Genomic DNA, 19,918 nt, shown 5'->3' with positions numbered 1-19,918 from the left:
CGGGCGAGCCCGAGGTGTGGGGAAGGGAGGTTTGCCGGCTGCCAGGCCTGCCTCAGCGCGACGGGCCGTCGCTGCGGCGGCGGGCCGGGCGCATGAAACCGATGCCGTCCATGCGCTCGGCGCCGGCCGGGGCATGACCCTGGCCCTGACCACGGTGGTGGTCGCGCTGCTGCGGCTTGCCGCTGCCCTGGGCGGCCGGCCGCTGGCCATCACGGCGGGACGCACCGTCCTGCTGGCGTTGGCCGTTGCCCTGGCCGAGGCCGCTGCCGTGACCATGGCCGTTGCCGTGACCCGGCGCCTTGCCGGCGCTGTGGTGGCCCGGCTGCGGCGCGTTGCGGCCGCCGCGCGGCGAATGCCGGCCCTTGCCGGCTGCGCTCTTGCCGGGGCCGTTCCTGCCGCCGCCGTTGCGGCCCTGCGGGCGGGCTTCGGCGGGCTCCTCCGGCTCGGCGCCCGGATTGGCGCGCCGGTCGGTCGCCGGGATCTTCTGGCGCGTCAGCTTCTCGATGGCCCGAAGATACGCGCGCTCCTCACCGTCACAGAAGGAGATGGCGCTGCCGTCGGCGCCGGCGCGGGCCGTGCGGCCGATGCGGTGCACGTAGGATTCCGGCACGTTCGGCAGGTCGAAGTTGATGACGTGGGTCACGCCGTCGACATCGATGCCGCGGGCGGCGATGTCCGTCGCCACGAGGATCGGCGTCTCGCCGGTGCGGAAGCCGCCGAGCGCGCGCTCGCGCTGCGACTGGCTCTTGTTGCCGTGGATCGCCGCGGCCCGGATGCCGTCCTGTTCGAGGTGGCGCACCACGCGGTCGGCGCCATGCTTGGTGCGGGTGAAGACGAGCGTGCGGCCCAGCTTCTCGCCCTTCAGGATCTCGGCGAGAAGGTTACGCTTGCGCGCCGTCTCGACGAAGATGACGCGCTGGTCGATGCGCTCGGCCGTCGTCGCGACCGGCGTCACCGACACCTGCACCGGGTCGTGCAGCAGGTCGGACGCAAGCGCGGCGATCTCCTTGGGCATGGTCGCCGAGAAGAAGAGGTTCTGGCGCTCCTTCGGCAGGCGCGGCACGATCTTCCGGATGGCGTGGATGAAGCCCATGTCGAGCATCTGGTCGGCCTCGTCGAGGACGACGACCTCCGTCTCGGCAAAGCTGACGGCACCCGTCTGCATGTGGTCGATCAGCCGGCCGGGGGTGGCGACCAGCACGTCGAGGCCGCGCGCCAGCGCATCGGACTGCGGCCGGTGGCCGACGCCGCCGAAGATCACGGTGGTGCGCAGGTTGAGGTGGCGGCCATAGGTGCGGAAGCTCTCGCCGATCTGGCTGGCGAGCTCGCGCGTCGGGCTCAGCACGAGCACGCGGCAGCGCCCGCGGCCCGGGCGCTTCGGCGCGTTGGCGAGGCGGTGGAGGATGGGAAGGGCGAAGGCCGCCGTCTTGCCCGTGCCCGTCTGGGCGATGCCGAGCAGGTCGCGGCCGGAGATGACATGGGGAATGGCCTGCGCCTGGATCGGCGTCGGCTGCTCGTAACCCTCGCTCTCCAGCGCCTTGAGCAGCGGTTGGGCGAGGCCGAGATCGGAAAATGAAGTCACTTATCGTCTTTCATGGTGCGCGCCGGACACGCCGCCGGCAACGAGCCGAAGCGGGCGCACGAACGCGGGGAAACGAACGCCCCGCGTGAATTGGGCTGTTCCGGAAGGATCGGTCGCCGGACGAACGGCTCAATCGACGAAGAACGTCGCTCACGCAGCCGAACGTGAAAGGGAAATCGATGCGACCCGCGCCACATGTGTCCCCTGGCGGGTGCTTTGTCAAGGAGGGGCGTGCAATGCCGCTCCATCGACGTGCGCACCATTGCGCCGTCATGCCCGCGCTCGTCGCGGGCATCCACGCCGTGACGCTCGCGCGGGGTTGAAAGGCGTGGATGGCCGGGACAAGCCCGGCCATGACGAACGGGGAGGTTGTGCCACGCTCTTCCCGTTCCATCTGCGCAGCCGTCTCCACCGTCATGCCCGCGCCTGTCGCGGGCATCCACGCCGTGACGCTCGCGCGGGGTTGAAAGATGTGGATGGCCGGGACAAGCCCGGCCATGACGGGTGGGGGAGGTTGTGCCTCACTCTTCCCGCTCCCTTTGCGCAGCCGTCTCCACCGTCATGCCCGCGCCTGTCGCGGGCATCCACGCCGTGACGCTCGCGCAGGGCTGAAAGGCGTGGATGGCCGGGACGAGCCCGGCCATGACGGGCGGGGAGGTTGTGCCTCACTCTTCCTGTTCCATTTGCGTAACTGTCCCCGCCGTCATGCCCGCGCTCGTCGCGGGCATCCACGCCGTGACGCTCGCGCAGGATTGAAAGGCGCCATGGCCGGGACGAGCCCGGCCATGACGCACGAGGATCGGCCAAGACGCGCGGCAAAGATGCGCCGTCAAGACGCGCGAGAAGCCGAATCCGCACGGTTCAGGCCCTCCCTTCCTTGCCGCGCAAACAGGCAGATGCACGGCCTGCGTGGGAAAGTGTATGCAGTTATGTCTAGACAATTGACACCGGGGCTGCGGCGTGCTGCCATTCGATAAAGAGGGGTCAACGGACCGGGAGACACGTCATGAAGCGCACTTCGGCATTCGGGCTCGCCGCGGCGATCCTCATCGGCGCGGCGGGCGCCGCATCGGCGGCCAACACGCAGGTCGTCATCGGCATGAGCGGGTGGACGGGCTTTGCGCCGCTCACGCTCGCCAAGGAGGCCGGCATCTTCGAGAAGCACGGCCTCGACGTCACCATCAAGAAGATCCCGCAGGCGAGCCGGCACCTCGCCATCGCCTCGGGCGACATCCAGTGCGCCGCGACGACCGTCGAGACCTGGGTGGCGTGGAACGCCAACGGCATCGCCACCAAGCAGATCTTCCAGATGGACAAGTCCTACGGCGCCGACGGCATGGTCGTGCGCAACGACATCCAGTCGATCAAGGACCTGAAGGGCAAGAACGTCGCGGCCTCCGCGCCGGGCACCTCGCCCTATTTCGTGCTCGCCTGGATGCTGAAGCAGAACGGCCTCTCCGTGAAGGACGTCAAGGTCGTCAATCTCGAGCCCGGTCCCGCGGCCCAGGCCTTCGTCGCCGGCCAGAACGATGCGGCCATGAGCTACGAGCCGTATCTCTCGACCGTGCGCGACAAGCCGGAGGCGGGCAAGATCATCGCCACGACGCTCGACTATCCGGTCGTCATGGACACCTTCGGCTGCACGCCGAAGTTCCTCGAGGAGAACCCGCAAGCGGCCAAGGCGCTCGCCGACAGCTACTTCGAGGCGCTCGACATGATCAAGGCCGACGAGAAGAAGGCCTTCGAGATCATGGGCGCCGACGTGAAGCAGACGGGCGAGCAGTTCGGCAAGTCGGCCCAGTACCTGCGCTGGCAGGACCGCGAGGCCAACCGGACCTTCTTCGCCGGCGAGTTCGAGAAGTTCTCCAACGAGGCGGCCGACCTGCTCCTCGAGATCGGCATCATCAAGCAGAAGCCGGACATCTCGACGATCGTCGATACCAGCTACATCAAGTGAGCCTTCGGCGGCTTCACTTGCCGCCCGCATCTGCTATGCCACCTGCCGCTCCCTCGCCGAGGGAGCGGAACGGGCGCGGCTGACCGGAAACGGCACGAACGGAACGTCATGCTGAGACCACTGGAACCGATCGGGCAGGGGGCGCGCATCGTCCTCGGCATCTCCTTCTTCATCCTCTTCGTGCTGGGCTGGGGCTTCGCCACCTTCGGCGGCTATGTCTCGCGCACCTTCCTCGCCGACCCGCTCACCATGGTGGCGGACGGCTGGGCGCTCCTTGCCGATCACGGCTTCCTGTTCGACATCGGCGTCACCATCTGGCGCGTCCTCGGCGGCTTCGTGCTGGCCGCCATCGTCGCCGTGCCGCTCGGCATCCTGATGGGCGCCTACAAGCCGATCGAGGCCTTCTTCGAGCCCTTCGTCTCGTTCGCGCGCTACCTGCCGGCCTCGGCCTTCATCCCGCTCCTCATCCTGTGGGCGGGCATCGGCGAGGTGCAGAAGCTGCTCGTCATCTTCATCGGCTCGGTGTTCCAGATCATCCTCATGGTCGCTGTCTCGGTGGGCTCCACCCGGCGTGACCTCGTCGAAGCCGCCTACACGCTCGGCGCGCGCGATACGGGCATCGTGCGCCGCGTCATGATCCCGGCCAATGCGCCGGAGATCGCCGAGATCCTGCGCCTCGTCCTCGGCTGGGCGTGGACCTATGTCATCGTCGCCGAGCTCATCGGCTCCTCGTCCGGCATCGGCCACATGATCATCGACAGCCAGGCGCTGCTCGCCACCGGCCAGATCATCTTCGGCATCATCGTCATCGGCCTCATCGGCCTCGTCTCCGATTTCCTGTTCAAGGCAGCCAACCGCTGGCTCTTCCCGTGGAGGCTCGCGTGACGAAGCTCGTCATCGACAACGTCTCGCGCATCTTCCCGGGGGTGCGCGGCGGGGCGCCGGTGACAGCGCTGACGCCGACGAACCTCTCGGTCGCGGCCAACGACTTCATCACCATCCTCGGCCCCTCCGGCTGCGGCAAGTCCACGCTGCTGCGCATCGTCGCCGGGCTCGACAGGCCGAGCGCGGGCGAGGTGCGGCTCGACGGGCGCCGCATCACCGGCCCGGGCGCCGACCGGGGCATGGTGTTCCAGTCCTACACGCTCTTTCCCTGGCTCACGGTGGCGCAGAACATCGCCTTCGGCCTCAGGGAGAAGGGCCGGCGGGAAGCCGAGACCAGGGACATCGTCGCCTCCTATATCGACAAGGTCGGCCTCAGGGGCTTCGAGAACCACTGGCCCAAGCAGCTTTCCGGCGGCATGCAGCAGCGCACGGCGATCGCCCGCGCGCTCGCCAACGACCCCGAGATCCTGCTGCTCGACGAGCCCTTCGGCGCCCTCGACAACCAGACCCGCTCGCTGATGCAGGAGTTGCTGCTCGGCATCTGGGAGCGCGAGCGCAAGACGGTGCTCTTCGTCACCCACGACATCGAGGAGGCGATCTTCCTCGCCTCGCGCGTCATCGTCATGTCGGCCCGGCCCGGGCGCATCAAGGCCGACCTCGCCGTCGACCTGCCGCATCCGCGCGATTACAAGATGAAGACGAGCCCCGAATTCTCGGCGCTGAAGGCGAGACTTACGGAAGAGATCCGCGTCGAAGCGGTGCTGGCGGCGACCGAACACTAAAATTTACGGCAAACTGCGCCCCGCATTTCTTTGCCATTGTTTGGCCCACGCGCTATCCTTTGGCCACTGCCGGGTGAGTCGGGCTGCTGTCCGGGCCCGCTCCCCGTCCCTCAGGCGGACAGTCAGGGGGGTGCAATGGCCAATACGCTCAACGAGAGTCCGCTCGGCATGGCCGTCGGCGAGGTGAGGGCGAAGTGGGGCTGGTTCGTCGCGCTCGGCGTCGGCCTGCTCGTCTTCGGGGGCATCGCCTTCGCGCATCTCTTCGTCGCGACGGTCGCCACGGTCTATTACGTCGGCGCGCTCATGCTCGTCGGCGGCATCATCGAGATCGTGCATGCCTTCGGCGTGAAGACCTGGGGCCGCTTCTTCTACTGGCTGGCGAGCGGCCTCATCTATGCGGTGGCGGGTTTCTTCGCCTTCTACAACCCGCTTCTCGCCTCCGGCGTGCTGACGCTGCTGCTCGCCGTTTCGCTCATCGTTGCCGGCCTCATCCGCATGTGGGTGGGCTTCAACGCGCGGCCGGAGAAGGGCTGGGGCTGGATCGTCGCCGCCGGTCTGCTGACGCTCCTCACGGGCCTCATCATCGCGGCCGGCTGGCCGGTGAACAGCCTGTGGGTGCTGGGCCTGCTGCTTGCGATCGACCTCATCTTCCAGGGCTGGGCCTTCATCGCCTTCGGCCTCGCCCTCAAGGCGGCGCGCTGAGCGTCAGAGGCGCCAGAGGTCGACCGTGTAGACAGTTGCGGGGCCGTCAGCCGCGAGGCTGACGGCTGCCTCTTCGATGACGGCGGTGTCGGCGGGGTTCAGGACGGCCATGCCGTCGTCTGTCCGAAGGGTGACGGCCTCGCGCGTCGCGATGACGAGAAGGAGGTCGCCGAGGCGCGGCAGGGCGCGCGGGCTTTCCACGGCGACCCGCTGCACATGGTGGCGCCAGCGCCCGCGGCGCGTCATCACGTTGAGGTCGGTGATCGGACCGCCGGCGAGACGCCCGGTCACGGCGACATCGGCGGGGAAAGCATAGGGCGGCGTCGCCGCATCGATGACGACCTCGCCCCGGCCATCGAAGGCGAGGGTCAGCGCCGGGCCGTCGAGGAGCGACAGGGTGCGGTCGATCCCCGGAAAGATCGAGAACGGCCCGTCGCTCGCCACGCGCGCCATGCTCACGCGCCAGTCGAAGGTCTCCAGCCCGGAGCCTTCCGGGAAGGCGGCGATCTCGGTGGTCTCGCCGCCGCCGTTCTTCCACGGCATGACGCGATAGTCGCCGGCCCGGAGAATACGCATGAGCCTCACCCCAGCAGATGGCGCGCGATGATGTTGCGCTGGATCTCCGAGGAGCCCTCGTAGATGCGGAAGATGCGGCAGTCGCGCATGTAGCGCTCCAGCGGCAGCGCCGTGGTGAAGCCGTAGCCGCCGTGGATCTGGAGCGCCTTGTCGGTGACGCGGCCGACCATCTCCGAGGCGTGGAGCTTGGCCATCGATGCTTCCATGGAGAAGCGCTCGCCGGCCTCGCGCTTGCGCGCGGCGGCAAGGCCGAGCTGGCGCGCGGCGGCGATGTCGGTCGCCATATCCGCCAGCATCCATTGCAGGCCCTGGAAATGGGCGATCGGCTCGCCGCCCACCTTGCGCTCCCTTGCCCAGTCGAGCGCCGCGGCCAGTGCCGCCTCGGCGATGCCGACGGCGCAGGCGGCGATCTCGAGCCGCCCGGCGTCGAGCACCTTGAGCGCGGTGCGGAAGCCCTTGCCCTCCTCGCCGAGGCGGTTCTCTGCCGGCACGACGCAGTCGAGCGAAACCTCGAAGACATGGCCGCCGCGCAGGCCCATGGTCGGCTCGGGCGCGGAGCAGCGCACGCCGCCCGCCTTCGGCTCGACGACGAAGGCCGAGATGCCGCGCGCGCCGGCGGCCATGTCCGTCTTGGCATAGACGACGATGAAATCGGCCTCGCCGGCATTGGAGATGAAGTGCTTGGTGCCGGTGATGCGGTAGCCGTCGCCCTCGCGCACGGCCCGCGTCGTCATGTCGGCCGGGTTGGAGCCGGCGCCGGGCTCGGTGAGGCCGAAGGCGCCGAGCGCCTGGCCGGCGGCCGCGGCCGGCAGGTAGCGCTGCTGCTGCTTCGGCGTGCCGCCGATGAGGATGGAATCGGTCGCGAGCCAATGGGCCGTGACCATGGAGGCCGTGGAGCCGCAGGCTCCGGCGATGGCCGCCACCGCCTCGAACAGGGCCGTCGCCGGCAGGCCGATGCCGCCGCAGGCCTCGGGCAGGTTGAGGCCCATGATGCCCATCTCCGCAAGCTGCGGCAGGTGCATGGTGGCCGAGCGGCCCGTGCGGTCGATCTCCGCGGCGGCCGGGGCAAGCACGTTGCGACTGAAGTCGGCCACGGCCTCGACGAGGGCGGCGGCGTCCTCGGCTGTCATCGCGGGAGCGTTCACGTCCGGTCCTCCAGGTCGGCCAGGATGGCGGCGCGGTCGCCGTCGAGGCGGGGGGCGGCGGCAAGGCCGCCGCGCGGCGCGTCGGCGAAGCGCGCCGGCTGCTCGGGCACCTGCCGCATGCCGGCACGCGCGTCGCTCACCTCCTGCAGGAGGCCGCGGGCCTCGGCATGCGGGGAGGCGAGGGCCTCGGCCATGTCGTTGATCTCGGCGGCCGGCACGCCGTAGGCGACGAGCGCCTCCACGGCCTCGCGGGCGCCGCGTTGCCGCGACCACGCTTCGATGAGGGCGCGCAGCGCCCCCTCGTTGGCGAGGCGGTCGCCGTCGGTGGCGAAGCGCGGGTCCGCCGCGATCTCGGGCGCGCCGATGCAGGCGGCGAGCCGCTGGAACAGCTTGTCGTTGAGCACCGCGAGCACGAAGCTGCCGTCGCGCGCCGCGAAGGCGCCGAAGGGCGCCGACAGCGGATGGCGGTTGCCGACGCGCCGCGGCGCATCGCCCGTCGCGAGATAGCGGGCGACGACGAGCGGCTGCAGGGCCACCATGGCGTCGAACATGGCAAGGTCGATGTGGCGGCCCCGGCCCGTACCATGGCGCTCGTGCAAGGCCGCGAGCACCGCCCAGGAGGCGAAGAGGCCGGCGGCGACGTCGGCGATGGATTCGCCGACGAGGGTCGGCGGCCCGTCCGGCTCGCCCGTCACGGCCATGATGCCGCTCATCGCCTGCAGGATGACGTCGTAGGCCGGGCGCTTCGCCAGCTCCCCCTCCTGGCCGAAGCCGGAGATGGAGGCATAGACGAGGCGCGGGTTGAGCGCGGACAGCTGCGCCCAGCCGATGCCGAGCTTGTCCGCGACGCCGGGGCGGAAGTTTTCGACGACCACGTCCGCCCGGGCGGCCAGCGCATGGGCTACGGCGAGATCTTCTGCCTTGGCGAGGTCGAGGACGATGGAGCGCTTGCCCCGGTTCACCGTGGCGAAGAGCATGCTCTCGCCCTCGACGAAGGGGCCGATGTGGCGATAGTCGTCGCCGCCCGGGGGCTCGACCTTGATCACCTGCGCGCCGAGGTCGGCGAGGAGGGCGGTGCAATAGGGGCCGGCCAGCACGCGGCTGAAATCGAGCACCCTGAGATCGGCCAGCGGCTTCATGGCAGCGCCCCCGCTCATGTCGTTCGCCTCAGGGAAGGCTCGGCAGGTTGAGGCCGTGCTCCTTCGCGCATTCGACGGCGATGTCGTAGCCGGCGTCGGCATGGCGCATCACGCCGGTCGCCGGATCGTTCCACAACACGCGCTCGATGCGCCGCGACGCCTCCGGCGTGCCGTCGCAGACGATGACCATGCCCGAGTGCTGCGAAAAGCCCATGCCGACACCGCCGCCGTGGTGCAGGGACACCCAGGTGGCGCCAGAGGCGCAGTTGAGGAGAGCATTGAGCAGCGGCCAGTCGGAGACGGCGTCGGAGCCGTCCCGCATCGCCTCCGTCTCGCGGTTGGGCGAGGCGACGGAGCCACTGTCGAGATGGTCGCGGCCGATGACGATGGGGGCCTTCAACTCGCCCTTCGCCACCATCTCGTTGAAGGCGAGGCCGAGGCGGTGGCGGTCGCCGAGGCCGACCCAGCAGATGCGCGCCGGCAGGCCCTGGAACTTGATGCGCTTCTGCGCCATGTCCAGCCAGTTGTGCAGGTGCTTGTTGTCCGGCAGCAGCTCCTTCACCTTGGCGTCGGTCCTGTAGATGTCCTCCGGATCGCCCGACAGGGCCGCCCAGCGGAAGGGGCCGATGCCGCGGCAGAACAGAGGGCGGATGTAGGCGGGCACGAAGCCGGGGAAGTCGAAGGCGTCGGCGACGCCTTCCTCCAGCGCCATCTGGCGGATGTTGTTGCCGTAGTCGACGGTGGGCACGCCCATCCGGTGGAAGGCGAGCATGGCGCGCACGTGCTCGGCCATGGAGGCCTTGGCGGCCTTCGTCACCGCCTTCGGGTCGGCCTCGCGTTTTTCTTCCCACTGCGCGAGCGTCCAGCCCTTCGGCAGGTAGCCGTTGACGGGATCGTGCGCCGAGGTCTGGTCGGTGACGCAGTCGGGCCTCACGCCGCGTTTGACCAGCTCCGGCAGCACCTCGGCGGCATTGCCGAGGAGAGCGACCGAGACCGGCTTCTTCGTGCGGGTGGCCTCCTCGATGATGGCGAGCGCCTCGTCGAGGTCCTTTGCCTGAACGTCCACATAGCCCGTGCGCAGGCGGAACTCGATGCTCGACGGGCGGCATTCGATGGCGAGGCAGGAGGCGCCGGCCATGACGGCGGCGAGCGGCTGGGCGCCGCCCATGCCGCCGAGGCCGGCGGTGAGGATCCACTTGCCCGAGAGGTCGCCGCCGTAGTGCCGGCGCCCCATCTCGACGAAGGTCTCGTAGGTGCCCTGCACGATGCCCTGCGAGCCGATGTAGATCCACGAGCCGGCCGTCATCTGGCCGTACATCATGAGACCCTTCCGATCGAGCTCGTTGAAATGGTCCCAAGTGGCCCAGTGCGGCACGAGGTTGGAATTGGCGATGAGCACGCGCGGCGCGTCCGGATGGGTGCGGAAGACGCCGACCGGCTTGCCGGACTGGACGAGCAGCGTCTCGTCCGCCTCGAGCTTCTTCAGCGCGGCGACGATGCGGTCGAAGCTCTCCCAGTCACGCGCGGCGCGGCCGATGCCGCCGTAGACCACGAGTTCGCCGGGCTTCTCGGCGACGTCTGGGTCGAGGTTGTTCATCAGCATGCGCAGCGGCGCTTCCGTCAGCCAGCTCCTGGCGCTGATGTCGCTGCCGTGCGGGGCGCGGATGACGCGGGCGTTGTCGATGCGGGTCATGGGGCGGACTCCGTCAGAACGGTCATTGATGGGGATGGCGCGTGAGGGCCCTGCGGTCATGGCCGGGCTTGTCCCGGCCACCCACGCCTGCGACCTGCTTCGTTGCGTCCGGGCGTGGATGCCCGCGACGAGCGCGGGCATGACGGGAAAGAAGCGTTGGCAGCATCAGCGGGCACTCCTCGCAAAATCGAGGCAGGCTTCGAGAATGCGGGTGAGGGCGGCGCGCATGGGCGCGGCATAGGCCTCGTCGTAAGCCGCGGGCCAGGAGGTTTCGTCCACGGGGCCGACCGGCTCGCGCATGTAGCCGCGGCAGGCGAGCTCCATCTGGATGGCGTGGACGCCATCCGCCGGGCGGCCGTTGTGGCGGGTGATGAAGCCGCCCTTGAAGCGGCCGTTGACCACGTGGCTGCGGCCGGTGGCGGCGCAGATCTCCGCGATCCTGGCCGTCAGCGCCGGATCGCAGGTCGTGCTGCCGTTGGTGCCGATGTTGAAGTTGGGCAATTCGCCCGCGAAGAGCCGCGGGATGAGCGAGCGGATCGAGTGGCAGTCGTAGACGACCATGCGCGGATGGAGCGCGCGCAGGCGGGCGATCTCCTCGGCCAGCGCCTTGTGATAAGGCTCGAAGAAAAGCGCCTTGCGCCTTGAAATCGAGTCGGAATCTGGTTCGTGCCCCGGCTCGTAGAGCGGCTCGCCGTCGAAGGTCGTCGTCGGCACGAGCTCGGTCGTCGCCTGGCCGGGATAGAGCGAGGCGCCGGAGGGATCGCGGTTGACGTCGATGACCGTGCGCGAGATCGCCGTATGCACGACGGTCGCGCCGAGCCCGACGGCGAAGTCGTAGAGCCGCTCGATCCACCAGTCGCAGTCCTTGCGGGCGCGCCACGGGGAGACGAGGCCGGCGGCGAATTCCTCCGGGATGTCGGTGCCCGTATGCGGCAGGCTGACGAGGAGCGGGGCCTCGCCGCGGGTGACGGTAAGGAAGGAGGGCGTGCTCACGGCTCGTGCTCCGTCACGGCCGGCAGCGCCGCCGCACCCACGGCTGCCGCGAGGGCGCCCGAGCGGACGAGATCGGTCGCCGCCGCGATGTCGGGGGCGAAGTGGCGGTCGTCGGCGAGGTGCGGCACCCGCCCGCGCAGCAGGGCGCGCGCCTTCTCCAGCGGCTCGCTGGAGCGCATCGGGGCATGGAAGTCGCAGCCCTGGGCGGCGGCCAGAAGCTCGATGCCGATGACGGCCGCGGCATTCTGCGCCATCGGTATGAGCCGGCGGGCGCCGTGCGTCGCCATGGAGACGTGGTCTTCCTGGTTGGCCGAGGTCGGGATGGAATCGACGCTCGCCGGATAGGCGCGCTGCTTGTTCTCGGAGACGAGGGCGGCGGCCGTGACCTGCGGGATCATGAAGCCGGAGTTGAGCCCGGGCTTCGGCGTGAGGAAGGCCGGCAGGCCGGAGAGGGCCGGGTCGACCAGCATGGCGATGCGCCGCTCGGCGAGGGAGCCGATCTCGCACAAGGCCATGGCGATCATGTCGGCGGCGAAGGCGACAGGCTCGGCGTGGAAGTTGCCGCCGGAGATGACCTCGCCCGCCTCCGGGAACACGAGCGGATTGTCGGAGACGCCGTTCGCCTCGGTGGCGAGGAAATCGGCCGCCTTGCGCAGGAGGTCGAGGCAGGCGCCCATCACCTGTGGCTGGCAGCGCAGGCAATAGGGGTCCTGCACCCGGTCGTCGTTGGTGAGATGCGAGGCGCGGATGGCCGAGCCGGCCATGAGGGCGCGCAAGGCGGCCGCGGTCTCCGCCTGGCCCCGATGGCGGCGCAGGCGCTGGATGCGTTCGTCGAACGGCCCGTCGGAGCCCTTGGCGGCGTCGGTGGCGAGCGCCCCGGTGACGAGGGCGGACTGGAAGACGCGTTCAGCCTCGAACAGCCCGGCGAGTGCGAGCGCCGTCGACACCTGCGTGCCGTTGAGAAGGGCGAGCCCCTCCTTCGGCCCGAGCACGAGGGGCGCGAGGCCCGCATCGGCCAGCGCCTTGTCCGCCGGCACGCGAGCGCCCTCGACGAAGAACTCGCCGACGCCCATGAGCGCCGCCGTCATGTGGGCGAGGGGCGCGAGGTCGCCCGAGGCGCCGACCGAGCCCTGGCCGGGCACGACGGGCACGAGGCCCTTGCCGAGGCAGGCGACGAGGTGACGGATCGTCTCCCAGCGCACGCCCGAGGCCCCTTGCGCGAGGCTCGCGAGCTTCAGCGCCATGACGAGGCGCACGACCGGCACGGGCAGCGGCTCGCCGACGCCGGCGGCATGGGAGAGGACGATGTTGCGCTGGAGCGCCGCGAGATCGCCGGCCTCGATGCGCACGCTCGCCAGCTTTCCGAAGCCGGTGTTGATGCCGTAGACCGGCTCGCCCCTGGCGATGATGGCGTCGATGGTGCGCGCCGCGGCCTCGACGGCCGGGCGGCACGCGTCGTCGAGCGCAACCGGGGCGCCGTGATAGACGCGGCGCCAGTCGGCGAGGGCGACATCCCCAGGATGAAGGGTGATCGTCTGTTCGGTCATGTCAGGTCACCGGAGGCAGCGGCGGAATGGCCAGAGAACTTCACTTTCCCCTCCAGACCCGGGCATGGAGCGGGTTGAAACCGATGCGATAGACGAGCTCGGCCGGGCGCTCGATGTCCCAGATGGCGAGGTCGCACCACTTGCCGGCTTCGAGCGTGCCGACCTCGTCGAGGCGGCCGAGGGCCCTTGCGGCCTCGCGCGTGACGCCGGCGATGCATTCCTCCACCGTCAGGCGGAACAGCGTCGCCCCCATGTTCATGGTGAGCAGCAGCGAGGTCAGCGGCGAGGTGCCGGGATTGCAGTCGGTCGCGAGCGCCATGCGCGCCCCGGCGGCGCGGAAGAGCTCGACCGGCGGCTTCTTCGTCTCGCGGATGAAGTAGAAGGCGCCGGGCAGCAGCACGGCCACCGTGCCGGCGGCGGCCATGGCGGCGGCGCCTTCCGCGTCCGTATATTCCAGGTGGTCGGCGGACAGCGCGCCGAAGCGGGCGGCGAGCGCGGCGCCGTGGAGGTTGGAGAGCTGGTCGGCGTGCAGCTTCATCGGCAGGCCGTGGGCCCTCGCGGCCTCGAAGACCCGCGCCGTCTCGTCGGGCGAGAAGGCGATGCCCTCGCAGAAGGCATCGACCGCATCGGCAAGGCCCTCGGCCGCGACGGCCGGCAGCATCTCGTCGACGACCTTCGCGACATAGGCGGCCTTGTCGCCGTTCGCCTCCGGCGGCAGCGCGTGGGCGCCGAGGAAGGTGGTGGTGACGGTGACCGGGCGCGCCTCGCCCAGCCGGCGCGCGGCGCGCAGGCTGCGCAGCTCGGTCTCGGTATCGAGGCCGTAGCCGGACTTGATCTCGACGGTGGTGACGCCCTCGGCGAGGAGGTGGTCGAGCCGGGGCAGGGCGCTCGTGACGAGGTCGTCCTCGCCCGCCGCGCGGGTCGCCTTCACGGTGGAGACGATGCCGCCGCCGGCGCGGGCGATCTCCTCGTAGCTCGCGCCGGCAAGGCGCATCTCGAATTCCTGCGCGCGGTCGCCGCCGAAGACGAGATGCGTGTGGCAGTCGATGAGGCCGGGCGTGATCCAGCGCCCGGCGCAATCGATGCGCTCTTTCGCCCGGAGTGACGGTGGCAGGTCAGCCATCGGGCCGGCATAGACGATGCGCCCGTCCTTGCAGGCGAGCGCGCCATGGTCGACGATGCCGAGCCCCGGCGTGCCTTCAGCGAGCGTCGCCAGTCGTGCGTTGAACCACAGCCTGTCGGCGTCCATGTGGCCTGCTCCCTTCCGCTCTTATTGTCTATACATAATCAGCCTGCCGATTTATTGTCTAGACAAAATCGCGCGCCATCACGCAGACTGGCCATGGCACGAACGACCTTCCTGCGCCGTCACGGCCGGGCTCTTTCCCGGCCATCCACGCCTTCCATCTTTGCGCAACCGTCGCGGCGTGGATGCCCGCGACAGGCGCGGGCATGACGGTTGTGAGAGCGGGGCCGTTGCCACGGGGAGAGATCATGCAGAAGCTGTTCTTCGATCATGCCCTCATCGGCGACGGCTGGGCGGATAATGTCACGATCACCCATGAAGCGGGCACGATCGCGGCCATCGAACGCGACAGCGTGCGCGGGGATACCGCCTATGGCGGCTCCATTGCATTGCCGGGCCTGCCGAACCTGCACAGCCACACCTTCCAGCGCGGCATGGCGGGCCTTGCCGAGACGCGCGGCCCCTCGGGTGACAGCTTCTGGACCTGGCGGCAGGTGATGTACGGCTTCCTCGGCGCGCTGACGCCGGAGGACGTGGAGGCCATTGCGGCCTATGCTCTCCTGGAGATGCTGGAGGGCGGCTTCACCGCGGTGGCGGAGTTCCATTACCTGCACCACGGCCCGGACGGCGCCCCCTATGCCAATCTCGCCGAGCACTGCGAGCGCATCGCTGCCGCCGCCGAGGCGACCGGCATCGGCCTGACGCTCCTGCCGGTATTCTACGCGCAGGGCGGCTTCGGCGGCCAGCCGGCGGGCGAGGGGCAGCGGCGCTTCCTCAACGATCCGGAACGCTTCGCGCAACTCGTCGAAGGCGCGCGCAAGGCGGTCGCGTCCCTGCCCGATGCGCGGGTCGGCATCGCGCCGCATTCGCTGCGCGCCGTCACGCCCGAAAGCCTCGCCGCGGTCCTGCCGCTCGCCGGGGATGGCCCGATCCACATCCACATCGCGGAGCAGCTGAAGGAGGTGGAGGACTGCCTCGCCTGGTCCGGTCGCAGGCCGGTGGAATGGCTGATGGACAACGCGCCGGTCGATGCGCGCTGGTGCCTCATCCACGCCACCCATCTGACGGACGCGGAGGTCGGCGGCATCGCCCGCTCCGGGGCCGTCGCTGGCCTTTGCCCGATCACCGAGGCCAATCTCGGCGACGGCATCTTCGCTGGCGTGGATTTCGCCGGGCAGGGCGGGCTCTACGGCGTCGGCAGCGATTCCAACATCGAGATCACGGCGCCGGGCGAGCTCCGGCAGCTCGAATACAGCCAGCGCCTGGCCCTGCGCGGCCGCAACCTCATGGCGCAGAGGCAGGGCGAATCGACCGGCCGGCGGCTCCATGACGAGGCCTGTCGCGGCGGGGCGCGCGCGCTCGGCCGCGCCATCGGTACGCTCGCTCCCGGCCACCGCGCCGACATCGTCGTGCTCGACGCAGCTCACGTCGATCTTGCGCCCATGCGGGGGGACCGCTGGCTCGACGCCTATCTCTTCGTTGCCGGCAAGGCGGCGCTCGACGGTGTCTATGTCGGCGGCCGGCAGGTCGTCGCGGGTGGCCGGCACGCGACGCGCGAGGCGGTCGAGGCGGCGTACCGGCGCACGCTCGCCCGGCTCGTGAAGGCGTAGGAGACGGTGGTGAGCATCGCCGAACCGCTGCCGCGCTATGCCGAGATCCGCCGGGCGCTGGAGGAGAAGATCCTCTCCGGCGAGTGGCCGCCCGGCCATCGCGTGCCCTCCGAGCACGACCTCGTCGCGCAGTTCGGCTGCTCGCGCATGACGGTGAACAAGGCCATCTCGGCGCTGGCGGCGGCGGGGCTCGTTGTGCGGCGGCGCCGCTCCGGCTCCTTCGTCGCGGCGCCGAAGTCGCAGGAGACCGTGCTCGAGGTCCACGACATCAAGGCCGAGATCACCGGCTCCGGCCGCAGCTACCGCTACGTGATCCTCGACCGGGAGCGCCGGCGGGCGCGGCCGGAGGACCTTGCGCGGCTCGGGGCGGCCAAGGGCAGCTTCGACGTGGAGGCGCTCACGGTGCTGCATTTCGCGGACGAGCGGCCCTTCGTCTACGAGAAGCGGCTGATCAACCTTGCCGTCGTGCCGGCCGCGGCGCGCGAGGCCTTCGCCGCTTCGCCGCCGGGCACCTGGCTGCTCGAGCAGATCCCCTGGACCGAGGCCGAGCACACCATCCGCGCCGAGAATGCCGGGGCGGACGTCGCCCATCACCTCGCCGTCGCCCGCGGCGCCGCCTGCCTCGTCGTGGCGCGGCGCACCTTCCAGGCCGGGACGACGATCACGGCGGTGACGCTGACCTATCCCGGCGAGCGCCACCAGCTCGTGGCGCGCTTCAGCCCCGCGACGCGGTGAGCGACGACCGCAGGCTGGAGCGCCATGTTCCCCGGAGGCATGCAGCGAAGCGGAATGCCATCCGGGGTCCAGCAAAAGAACCTGCCGAAGGCGCTGTAGACAAGGGACCCCGGATCTGCACCGCACCACTTCGTGCTGCGGCGCGTCCGGGGCACGAGCGTGCGTCGACCGGAGCCCGCCCCCCGCGCAGATGCCAAGGCCGGATGCCGTGCATTGCGGCATGGCGCTTATGGGCGGGCTATGGTCTGTTGACCGCGAAAGCGACATGATTTGCCGCCGGACGAACCGGCGCGCCCGTGATCGAGGGAGATGACTTCGTGCTCGACAGCCTCCTCATCGCCAACCGCGGCGAGATCGCCTGCCGCATCATCCGCACGGCGCGGCAGCTCGGCATGCGCACCATCGCCGTCCATTCGGATGCGGATGCCGATGCGATGTTCGTGCACATGGCGGACGAGGCGCACCGCATCGGCCCGGCGCCGGCGGCCGAGAGCTACCTTCTCATCGACCGCATCATCGAGGTGGCGAAGAAGACCGGGGCCGCCGCCATCCATCCGGGCTACGGCTTTCTCTCCGAGCGGGCGGAATTCGCCGAGGCCTGCGCGGCGAACGGCATCGCCTTCGTCGGCCCGCCGGCATCCGCCATCCGCGCCATGGGGCTGAAGGATGCGGCCAAGGCGCTCGTCGAGAAGGCCGGCGTGCCGGTGGTGCCGGGTTATCACGGCGCCCGGCAGGAGCCTGATTTCCTGCGCCAGAAGGCCTATGAGATCGGCTATCCCGTGCTCATCAAGGCGGTCGCCGGCGGCGGCGGCAAGGGCATGAAGCGCGTCGACAAGGCGGCCGAGTTCGACGCCGCGCTCGAGAGCGCCCAGCGCGAGGCGCAGAATGCCTTCGGCGACCCGCGCGTGCTCGTCGAGAAATACGTGCTGTCGCCGCGGCACATCGAGATCCAGGTCTTCGCCGACGGGCACGGCAATGTCGTGCACCTCTTCGAGCGCGACTGCTCCCTGCAGCGCCGCCACCAGAAGGTCATCGAGGAGGCGCCGGCGCCGGGCATGACCGAGGAGATGCGCGCCGCCATGGGGCAGGCCGCGACGGAGGCGGCGCGGGCCGTCGGCTATGTGGGGGCCGGCACGGTCGAGTTCATCGCCGACGGGCGCGAGGGCCTGAGGCCGGACCGCTTCTACTTCATGGAGATGAACACGCGCCTGCAGGTGGAGCATCCGGTGACGGAGGCGATCACCGGGCTCGACCTCGTCGAGCTGCAGTTCCGCGTCGCCGCGGGCGAGGCCTTGCCCTTCACGCAGGAGGACCTTGCGATCGACGGCCATGCCGTCGAGGCGCGGCTCTATGCGGAGGATCCCGAAAAGGGCTTCCTGCCGTCGACCGGCAAGCTCTGGGCGCTCGATTTCGGTGCGGGCGACGACATCCGCATCGACACCGGCGTGGCCGCGGGCGACGCAGTGACACCCTTCTACGATCCGATGATCGCCAAGGTCATCGCCCATGCGCCGACGCGCGCCGAGGCGCTCGACCGGCTGGCCGAGGCGCTCGGCGGCACGACGGTCGCGGGGCCGAAGACCAACATCGCCTTCCTCAAGGCGCTGTGCGAGGCGCCGGAGTTCCGTGACGGGCGTTTCGACACGGGCTTCATCGACCGCAACATCGAGGCGCTCGGCGCCGTACCGCGCGGCTTCGATGCCGCGGCGGCGGCAGCGGGGGCGCTCGCGCTCGTCCACCGCGAGAGCGAACGCATCGCCTTTTCCGCCGCGTCGTCCCTGCGGGACGAGGAGGCGGGCGGCTGGTGGGCCGACGACGGCTTCCAGCTCGTCGGCGCGCGGCGCACCGGCCTGCCGCTCCTCGTCGAGGGTGAGCGGGTCGAGGCCGTGCTCGACTACGGCCCGGACGGACCGGCCGTCGCCTTTCCCGGCCATCCGGTGCCGGAGGGCGAGCACGATCTCACGCTGGTCGAGGCGGACGCGGCCATGCTCGTCCTCGCCGAGGGCCGGCAGACGAGCGTCAGGATCTACGACCCCTTCGCCGTCGACCTCGAGCACATGGACGGCGACGGCCTCGTCAAGGCGCCGATGCACGGCAAGCTCGTCGCCGTTTTCGTCGGCGTCGGCGACAGGGTGGAGAAGGGCGAGCGGCTCGCCGTGGTCGAGGCGATGAAGATGGAGCACGTGCTCGTCGCCCCCTGCGCCGGCACGGTGACCGAGATCGCCGCCGAGCCGGGAGCGCAGGTGGGGGAAGGGGCGCGGCTCATCGTGATCGCGGGGGAGGAGTAGGTGTAAATAATCTTCTATACAAAATAGTTGGCTATCAAATTGAATATTCCAGACAATCTTCTAGATCAGATAACGGAAAGCGCCCGTGCTTTTCTGTTACACGCGCTGCCATACGACAGGGCGGATAATTCCATCGTATGCTACCTTCACGGTCTTGATGCGACGGAACTTCTTATTCGGTGGTTCAATTGGTCGTGGCGCACTATTTCGGCTCGTCCAAGAGATGTCTACCTCTCTGGTGAGTTCATCGGGAATTCGCTGAGAGAGCGCTATAAGCAACCGCTCGAATATTTGTTGTCGGCCATTAAGAGCGGCGCCGATCTTAGGAAATATCAGAGTCGAAGAATTGACCAGGCTGTCGTTGTCCCAGGGAGTGTTCCTCTAAAGCGGCGGCAAGATATTGATCTCATGTTGAATTTTTTCGGTATTTACCATCTTCACATGAGCGATCAAGTCGAGGATGATGGCTTTGTTGTAAGAAGTGATGATGTTCTATTTGTATTGTTTAAGCGCGATCATGCCTTCGTAATCGATATAATGCCCCATAGAGGATCTTGGGCCAGCGCGCATTCGATCAAGGTAATTGTAAATAACTGGCCGATGGCAAATTTAGTTTATAAGGTCGAGGGGGCCGTTGGTTTGTCTCGGACGCTTAACGATTCCGATCGCCTAAGATTGCTGCAAATGGGCGCAAATTTTATGGTGGAGCTCGATGGGAGTTGCTATTTTCCGGGTCCCGGGATTTCTGCTTCAGGGGTATCGATCGATGCCGTCCGGAGCGCAGATCACGTCATGATGGAGTTGGAGAGATTTGCTTTAGCGGCCCAATCAGATTCGAATTTTGTTTCGAGCATATTTGTTGATAATAATATTCCCATTCCAATAAATTTGACCTTTAAATTCTATATCGACGCGAGCGGATTTGGGTTGATCGAGCCGAATTCTCAGACGTTCTTCCGCTTGTTTCGGGGGAGCGATTAGAATCCGGCAATCAACAAGGTGCCTATCGTTGGTTGAGGTGTGGCTCTCTTATCGAGG

The 19,918-nt window shown here is 68.9% G+C and carries 16 protein-coding genes; 8 read left to right on the top strand and 8 right to left on the bottom strand.

Translation table 11 applies throughout. The features are described from left to right. Positions 1–52 precede the first annotated feature (52 nt). Positions 53–1,582: a DEAD/DEAH box helicase gene (locus AL346_RS20095; RefSeq protein WP_019402401.1), complete on the bottom strand. Its 1,530-nt coding sequence runs from the start codon at positions 1,580–1,582 to the stop codon at positions 53–55. Positions 1,583–2,588: 1,006 nt separating this feature from the next. Here AL346_RS20095 and AL346_RS20090 point away from each other — a divergent pair. The 4 genes from AL346_RS20090 to AL346_RS20075 all read left to right on the top strand — a co-directional run bounded on the left by AL346_RS20090 (position 2,589) and on the right by AL346_RS20075 (position 5,908). Next, positions 2,589–3,539, top strand: coding sequence for an ABC transporter substrate-binding protein (locus AL346_RS20090; protein WP_019401450.1), 951 nt, complete (start codon positions 2,589–2,591; stop codon positions 3,537–3,539). Positions 3,540–3,650: 111 nt separating this feature from the next. Next, positions 3,651–4,424, top strand: a complete 774-nt coding sequence (locus tag AL346_RS20085) for an ABC transporter permease (protein ID WP_026015004.1) — start codon at positions 3,651–3,653, stop codon at positions 4,422–4,424. Continuing rightward, positions 4,421–5,206 carry an ABC transporter ATP-binding protein gene (locus AL346_RS20080; protein ID WP_019401448.1) on the top strand — a complete coding sequence of 262 codons (786 nt, stop codon included), beginning with the start codon at positions 4,421–4,423 and terminating at the stop codon, positions 5,204–5,206. Before AL346_RS20085 ends, AL346_RS20080 begins: the two co-directional genes overlap by 4 nt. A gap of 135 nt (positions 5,207–5,341) precedes the next feature. Further along, a complete protein-coding gene (locus tag AL346_RS20075) occupies positions 5,342–5,908 on the top strand; it encodes an HdeD family acid-resistance protein (protein WP_019401447.1) in 567 nt (188 codons plus the stop codon). A gap of 3 nt (positions 5,909–5,911) precedes the next feature. On the opposite strand, the gene AL346_RS20070 is transcribed toward AL346_RS20075, so the two are convergent. The 7 genes from AL346_RS20070 to hutI all read right to left on the bottom strand — a co-directional run bounded on the left by AL346_RS20070 (position 5,912) and on the right by hutI (position 14,250). Further along, entirely contained in the window at positions 5,912–6,484 is a 573-nt protein-coding gene (locus AL346_RS20070) for a HutD family protein (RefSeq protein ID WP_019401446.1), read from the bottom strand. A 5-nt stretch (positions 6,485–6,489) separates the two neighbouring features. Further along, positions 6,490–7,629, bottom strand: coding sequence for an acyl-CoA dehydrogenase family protein (locus AL346_RS20065; RefSeq protein WP_245258867.1), 1,140 nt, complete (start codon positions 7,627–7,629; stop codon positions 6,490–6,492). Further along, positions 7,626–8,786, bottom strand: coding sequence for a CaiB/BaiF CoA-transferase family protein (locus AL346_RS20060; RefSeq protein ID WP_082312587.1), 1,161 nt, complete (start codon positions 8,784–8,786; stop codon positions 7,626–7,628). Before AL346_RS20060 ends, AL346_RS20065 begins: the two co-directional genes overlap by 4 nt. A 10-nt stretch (positions 8,787–8,796) precedes the next feature. Continuing rightward, positions 8,797–10,461 (bottom strand): urocanate hydratase, encoded by a 1,665-nt coding sequence (gene hutU, locus AL346_RS20055; protein ID WP_019403524.1) that lies wholly within the window; start codon positions 10,459–10,461, stop codon positions 8,797–8,799. Between the two features lie 165 nt (positions 10,462–10,626). Beyond that, positions 10,627–11,454, bottom strand: coding sequence for an N-formylglutamate deformylase (gene hutG, locus AL346_RS20050; RefSeq protein ID WP_019403523.1), 828 nt, complete (start codon positions 11,452–11,454; stop codon positions 10,627–10,629). Beyond that, positions 11,451–13,001: a histidine ammonia-lyase gene (hutH, locus tag AL346_RS20045; protein ID WP_019403522.1), complete on the bottom strand. Its 1,551-nt coding sequence runs from the start codon at positions 12,999–13,001 to the stop codon at positions 11,451–11,453. Before hutH ends, hutG begins: the two co-directional genes overlap by 4 nt. A 40-nt stretch (positions 13,002–13,041) precedes the next feature. Then, positions 13,042–14,250 (bottom strand): imidazolonepropionase, encoded by a 1,209-nt coding sequence (hutI, locus tag AL346_RS20040; RefSeq protein ID WP_019403521.1) that lies wholly within the window; start codon positions 14,248–14,250, stop codon positions 13,042–13,044. A 245-nt stretch (positions 14,251–14,495) separates the two neighbouring features. Between hutI and AL346_RS20035 the strand changes: the two genes are divergently transcribed. The 4 genes from AL346_RS20035 to AL346_RS25210 all read left to right on the top strand — a co-directional run bounded on the left by AL346_RS20035 (position 14,496) and on the right by AL346_RS25210 (position 19,861). Next, complete coding sequence (locus AL346_RS20035; protein ID WP_019403520.1) at positions 14,496–15,857, top strand: formimidoylglutamate deiminase; 1,362 nt, start codon at positions 14,496–14,498, stop codon at positions 15,855–15,857. A 6-nt stretch (positions 15,858–15,863) separates the two neighbouring features. Then, entirely contained in the window at positions 15,864–16,592 is a 729-nt protein-coding gene (gene hutC / locus AL346_RS20030; RefSeq protein ID WP_019403519.1) for a histidine utilization repressor, read from the top strand. Positions 16,593–16,909: 317 nt separating this feature from the next. Then, positions 16,910–18,880, top strand: coding sequence for an acetyl/propionyl/methylcrotonyl-CoA carboxylase subunit alpha (locus tag AL346_RS20025; protein ID WP_040405132.1), 1,971 nt, complete (start codon positions 16,910–16,912; stop codon positions 18,878–18,880). A 27-nt stretch (positions 18,881–18,907) separates the two neighbouring features. After that, positions 18,908–19,861 carry a hypothetical protein gene (locus AL346_RS25210; protein WP_156332814.1) on the top strand — a complete coding sequence of 318 codons (954 nt, stop codon included), beginning with the start codon at positions 18,908–18,910 and terminating at the stop codon, positions 19,859–19,861. Positions 19,862–19,918 lie beyond the last annotated feature (57 nt).

This window comes from Chelatococcus sp. CO-6, from assembly GCF_001271345.1.
GTDB lineage: Bacteria > Pseudomonadota > Alphaproteobacteria > Rhizobiales > Beijerinckiaceae > Chelatococcus_A > Chelatococcus_A caeni.
The sequence above is the reverse complement of the archived record's forward strand: the minus strand, read 5'-3'. Positions and strand labels throughout refer to the sequence as shown.

Excerpts from the sequence above, each read along its gene's own strand:
- AL346_RS20075 (WP_019401447.1), top strand. The coding sequence starts at position 5,342 with ATGGCCAATACGCTCAACGAGAGTCCGCTCGGCATGGCCGTCGGCGAG.
- AL346_RS20035 (WP_019403520.1), top strand. The coding sequence starts at position 14,496 with ATGCAGAAGCTGTTCTTCGATCATGCCCTCATCGGCGACGGCTGGGCG.
- hutU (WP_019403524.1), bottom strand. The coding sequence starts at position 10,461 with ATGACCCGCATCGACAACGCCCGCGTCATCCGCGCCCCGCACGGCAGC.
- AL346_RS20060 (WP_082312587.1), bottom strand. The coding sequence starts at position 8,786 with ATGAGCGGGGGCGCTGCCATGAAGCCGCTGGCCGATCTCAGGGTGCTC.
- AL346_RS20070 (WP_019401446.1), bottom strand. The coding sequence starts at position 6,484 with ATGCGTATTCTCCGGGCCGGCGACTATCGCGTCATGCCGTGGAAGAAC.
- hutH (WP_019403522.1), bottom strand. The coding sequence starts at position 13,001 with ATGACCGAACAGACGATCACCCTTCATCCTGGGGATGTCGCCCTCGCC.
- AL346_RS20090 (WP_019401450.1), top strand. The coding sequence starts at position 2,589 with ATGAAGCGCACTTCGGCATTCGGGCTCGCCGCGGCGATCCTCATCGGC.
- hutI (WP_019403521.1), bottom strand. The coding sequence starts at position 14,250 with ATGGACGCCGACAGGCTGTGGTTCAACGCACGACTGGCGACGCTCGCT.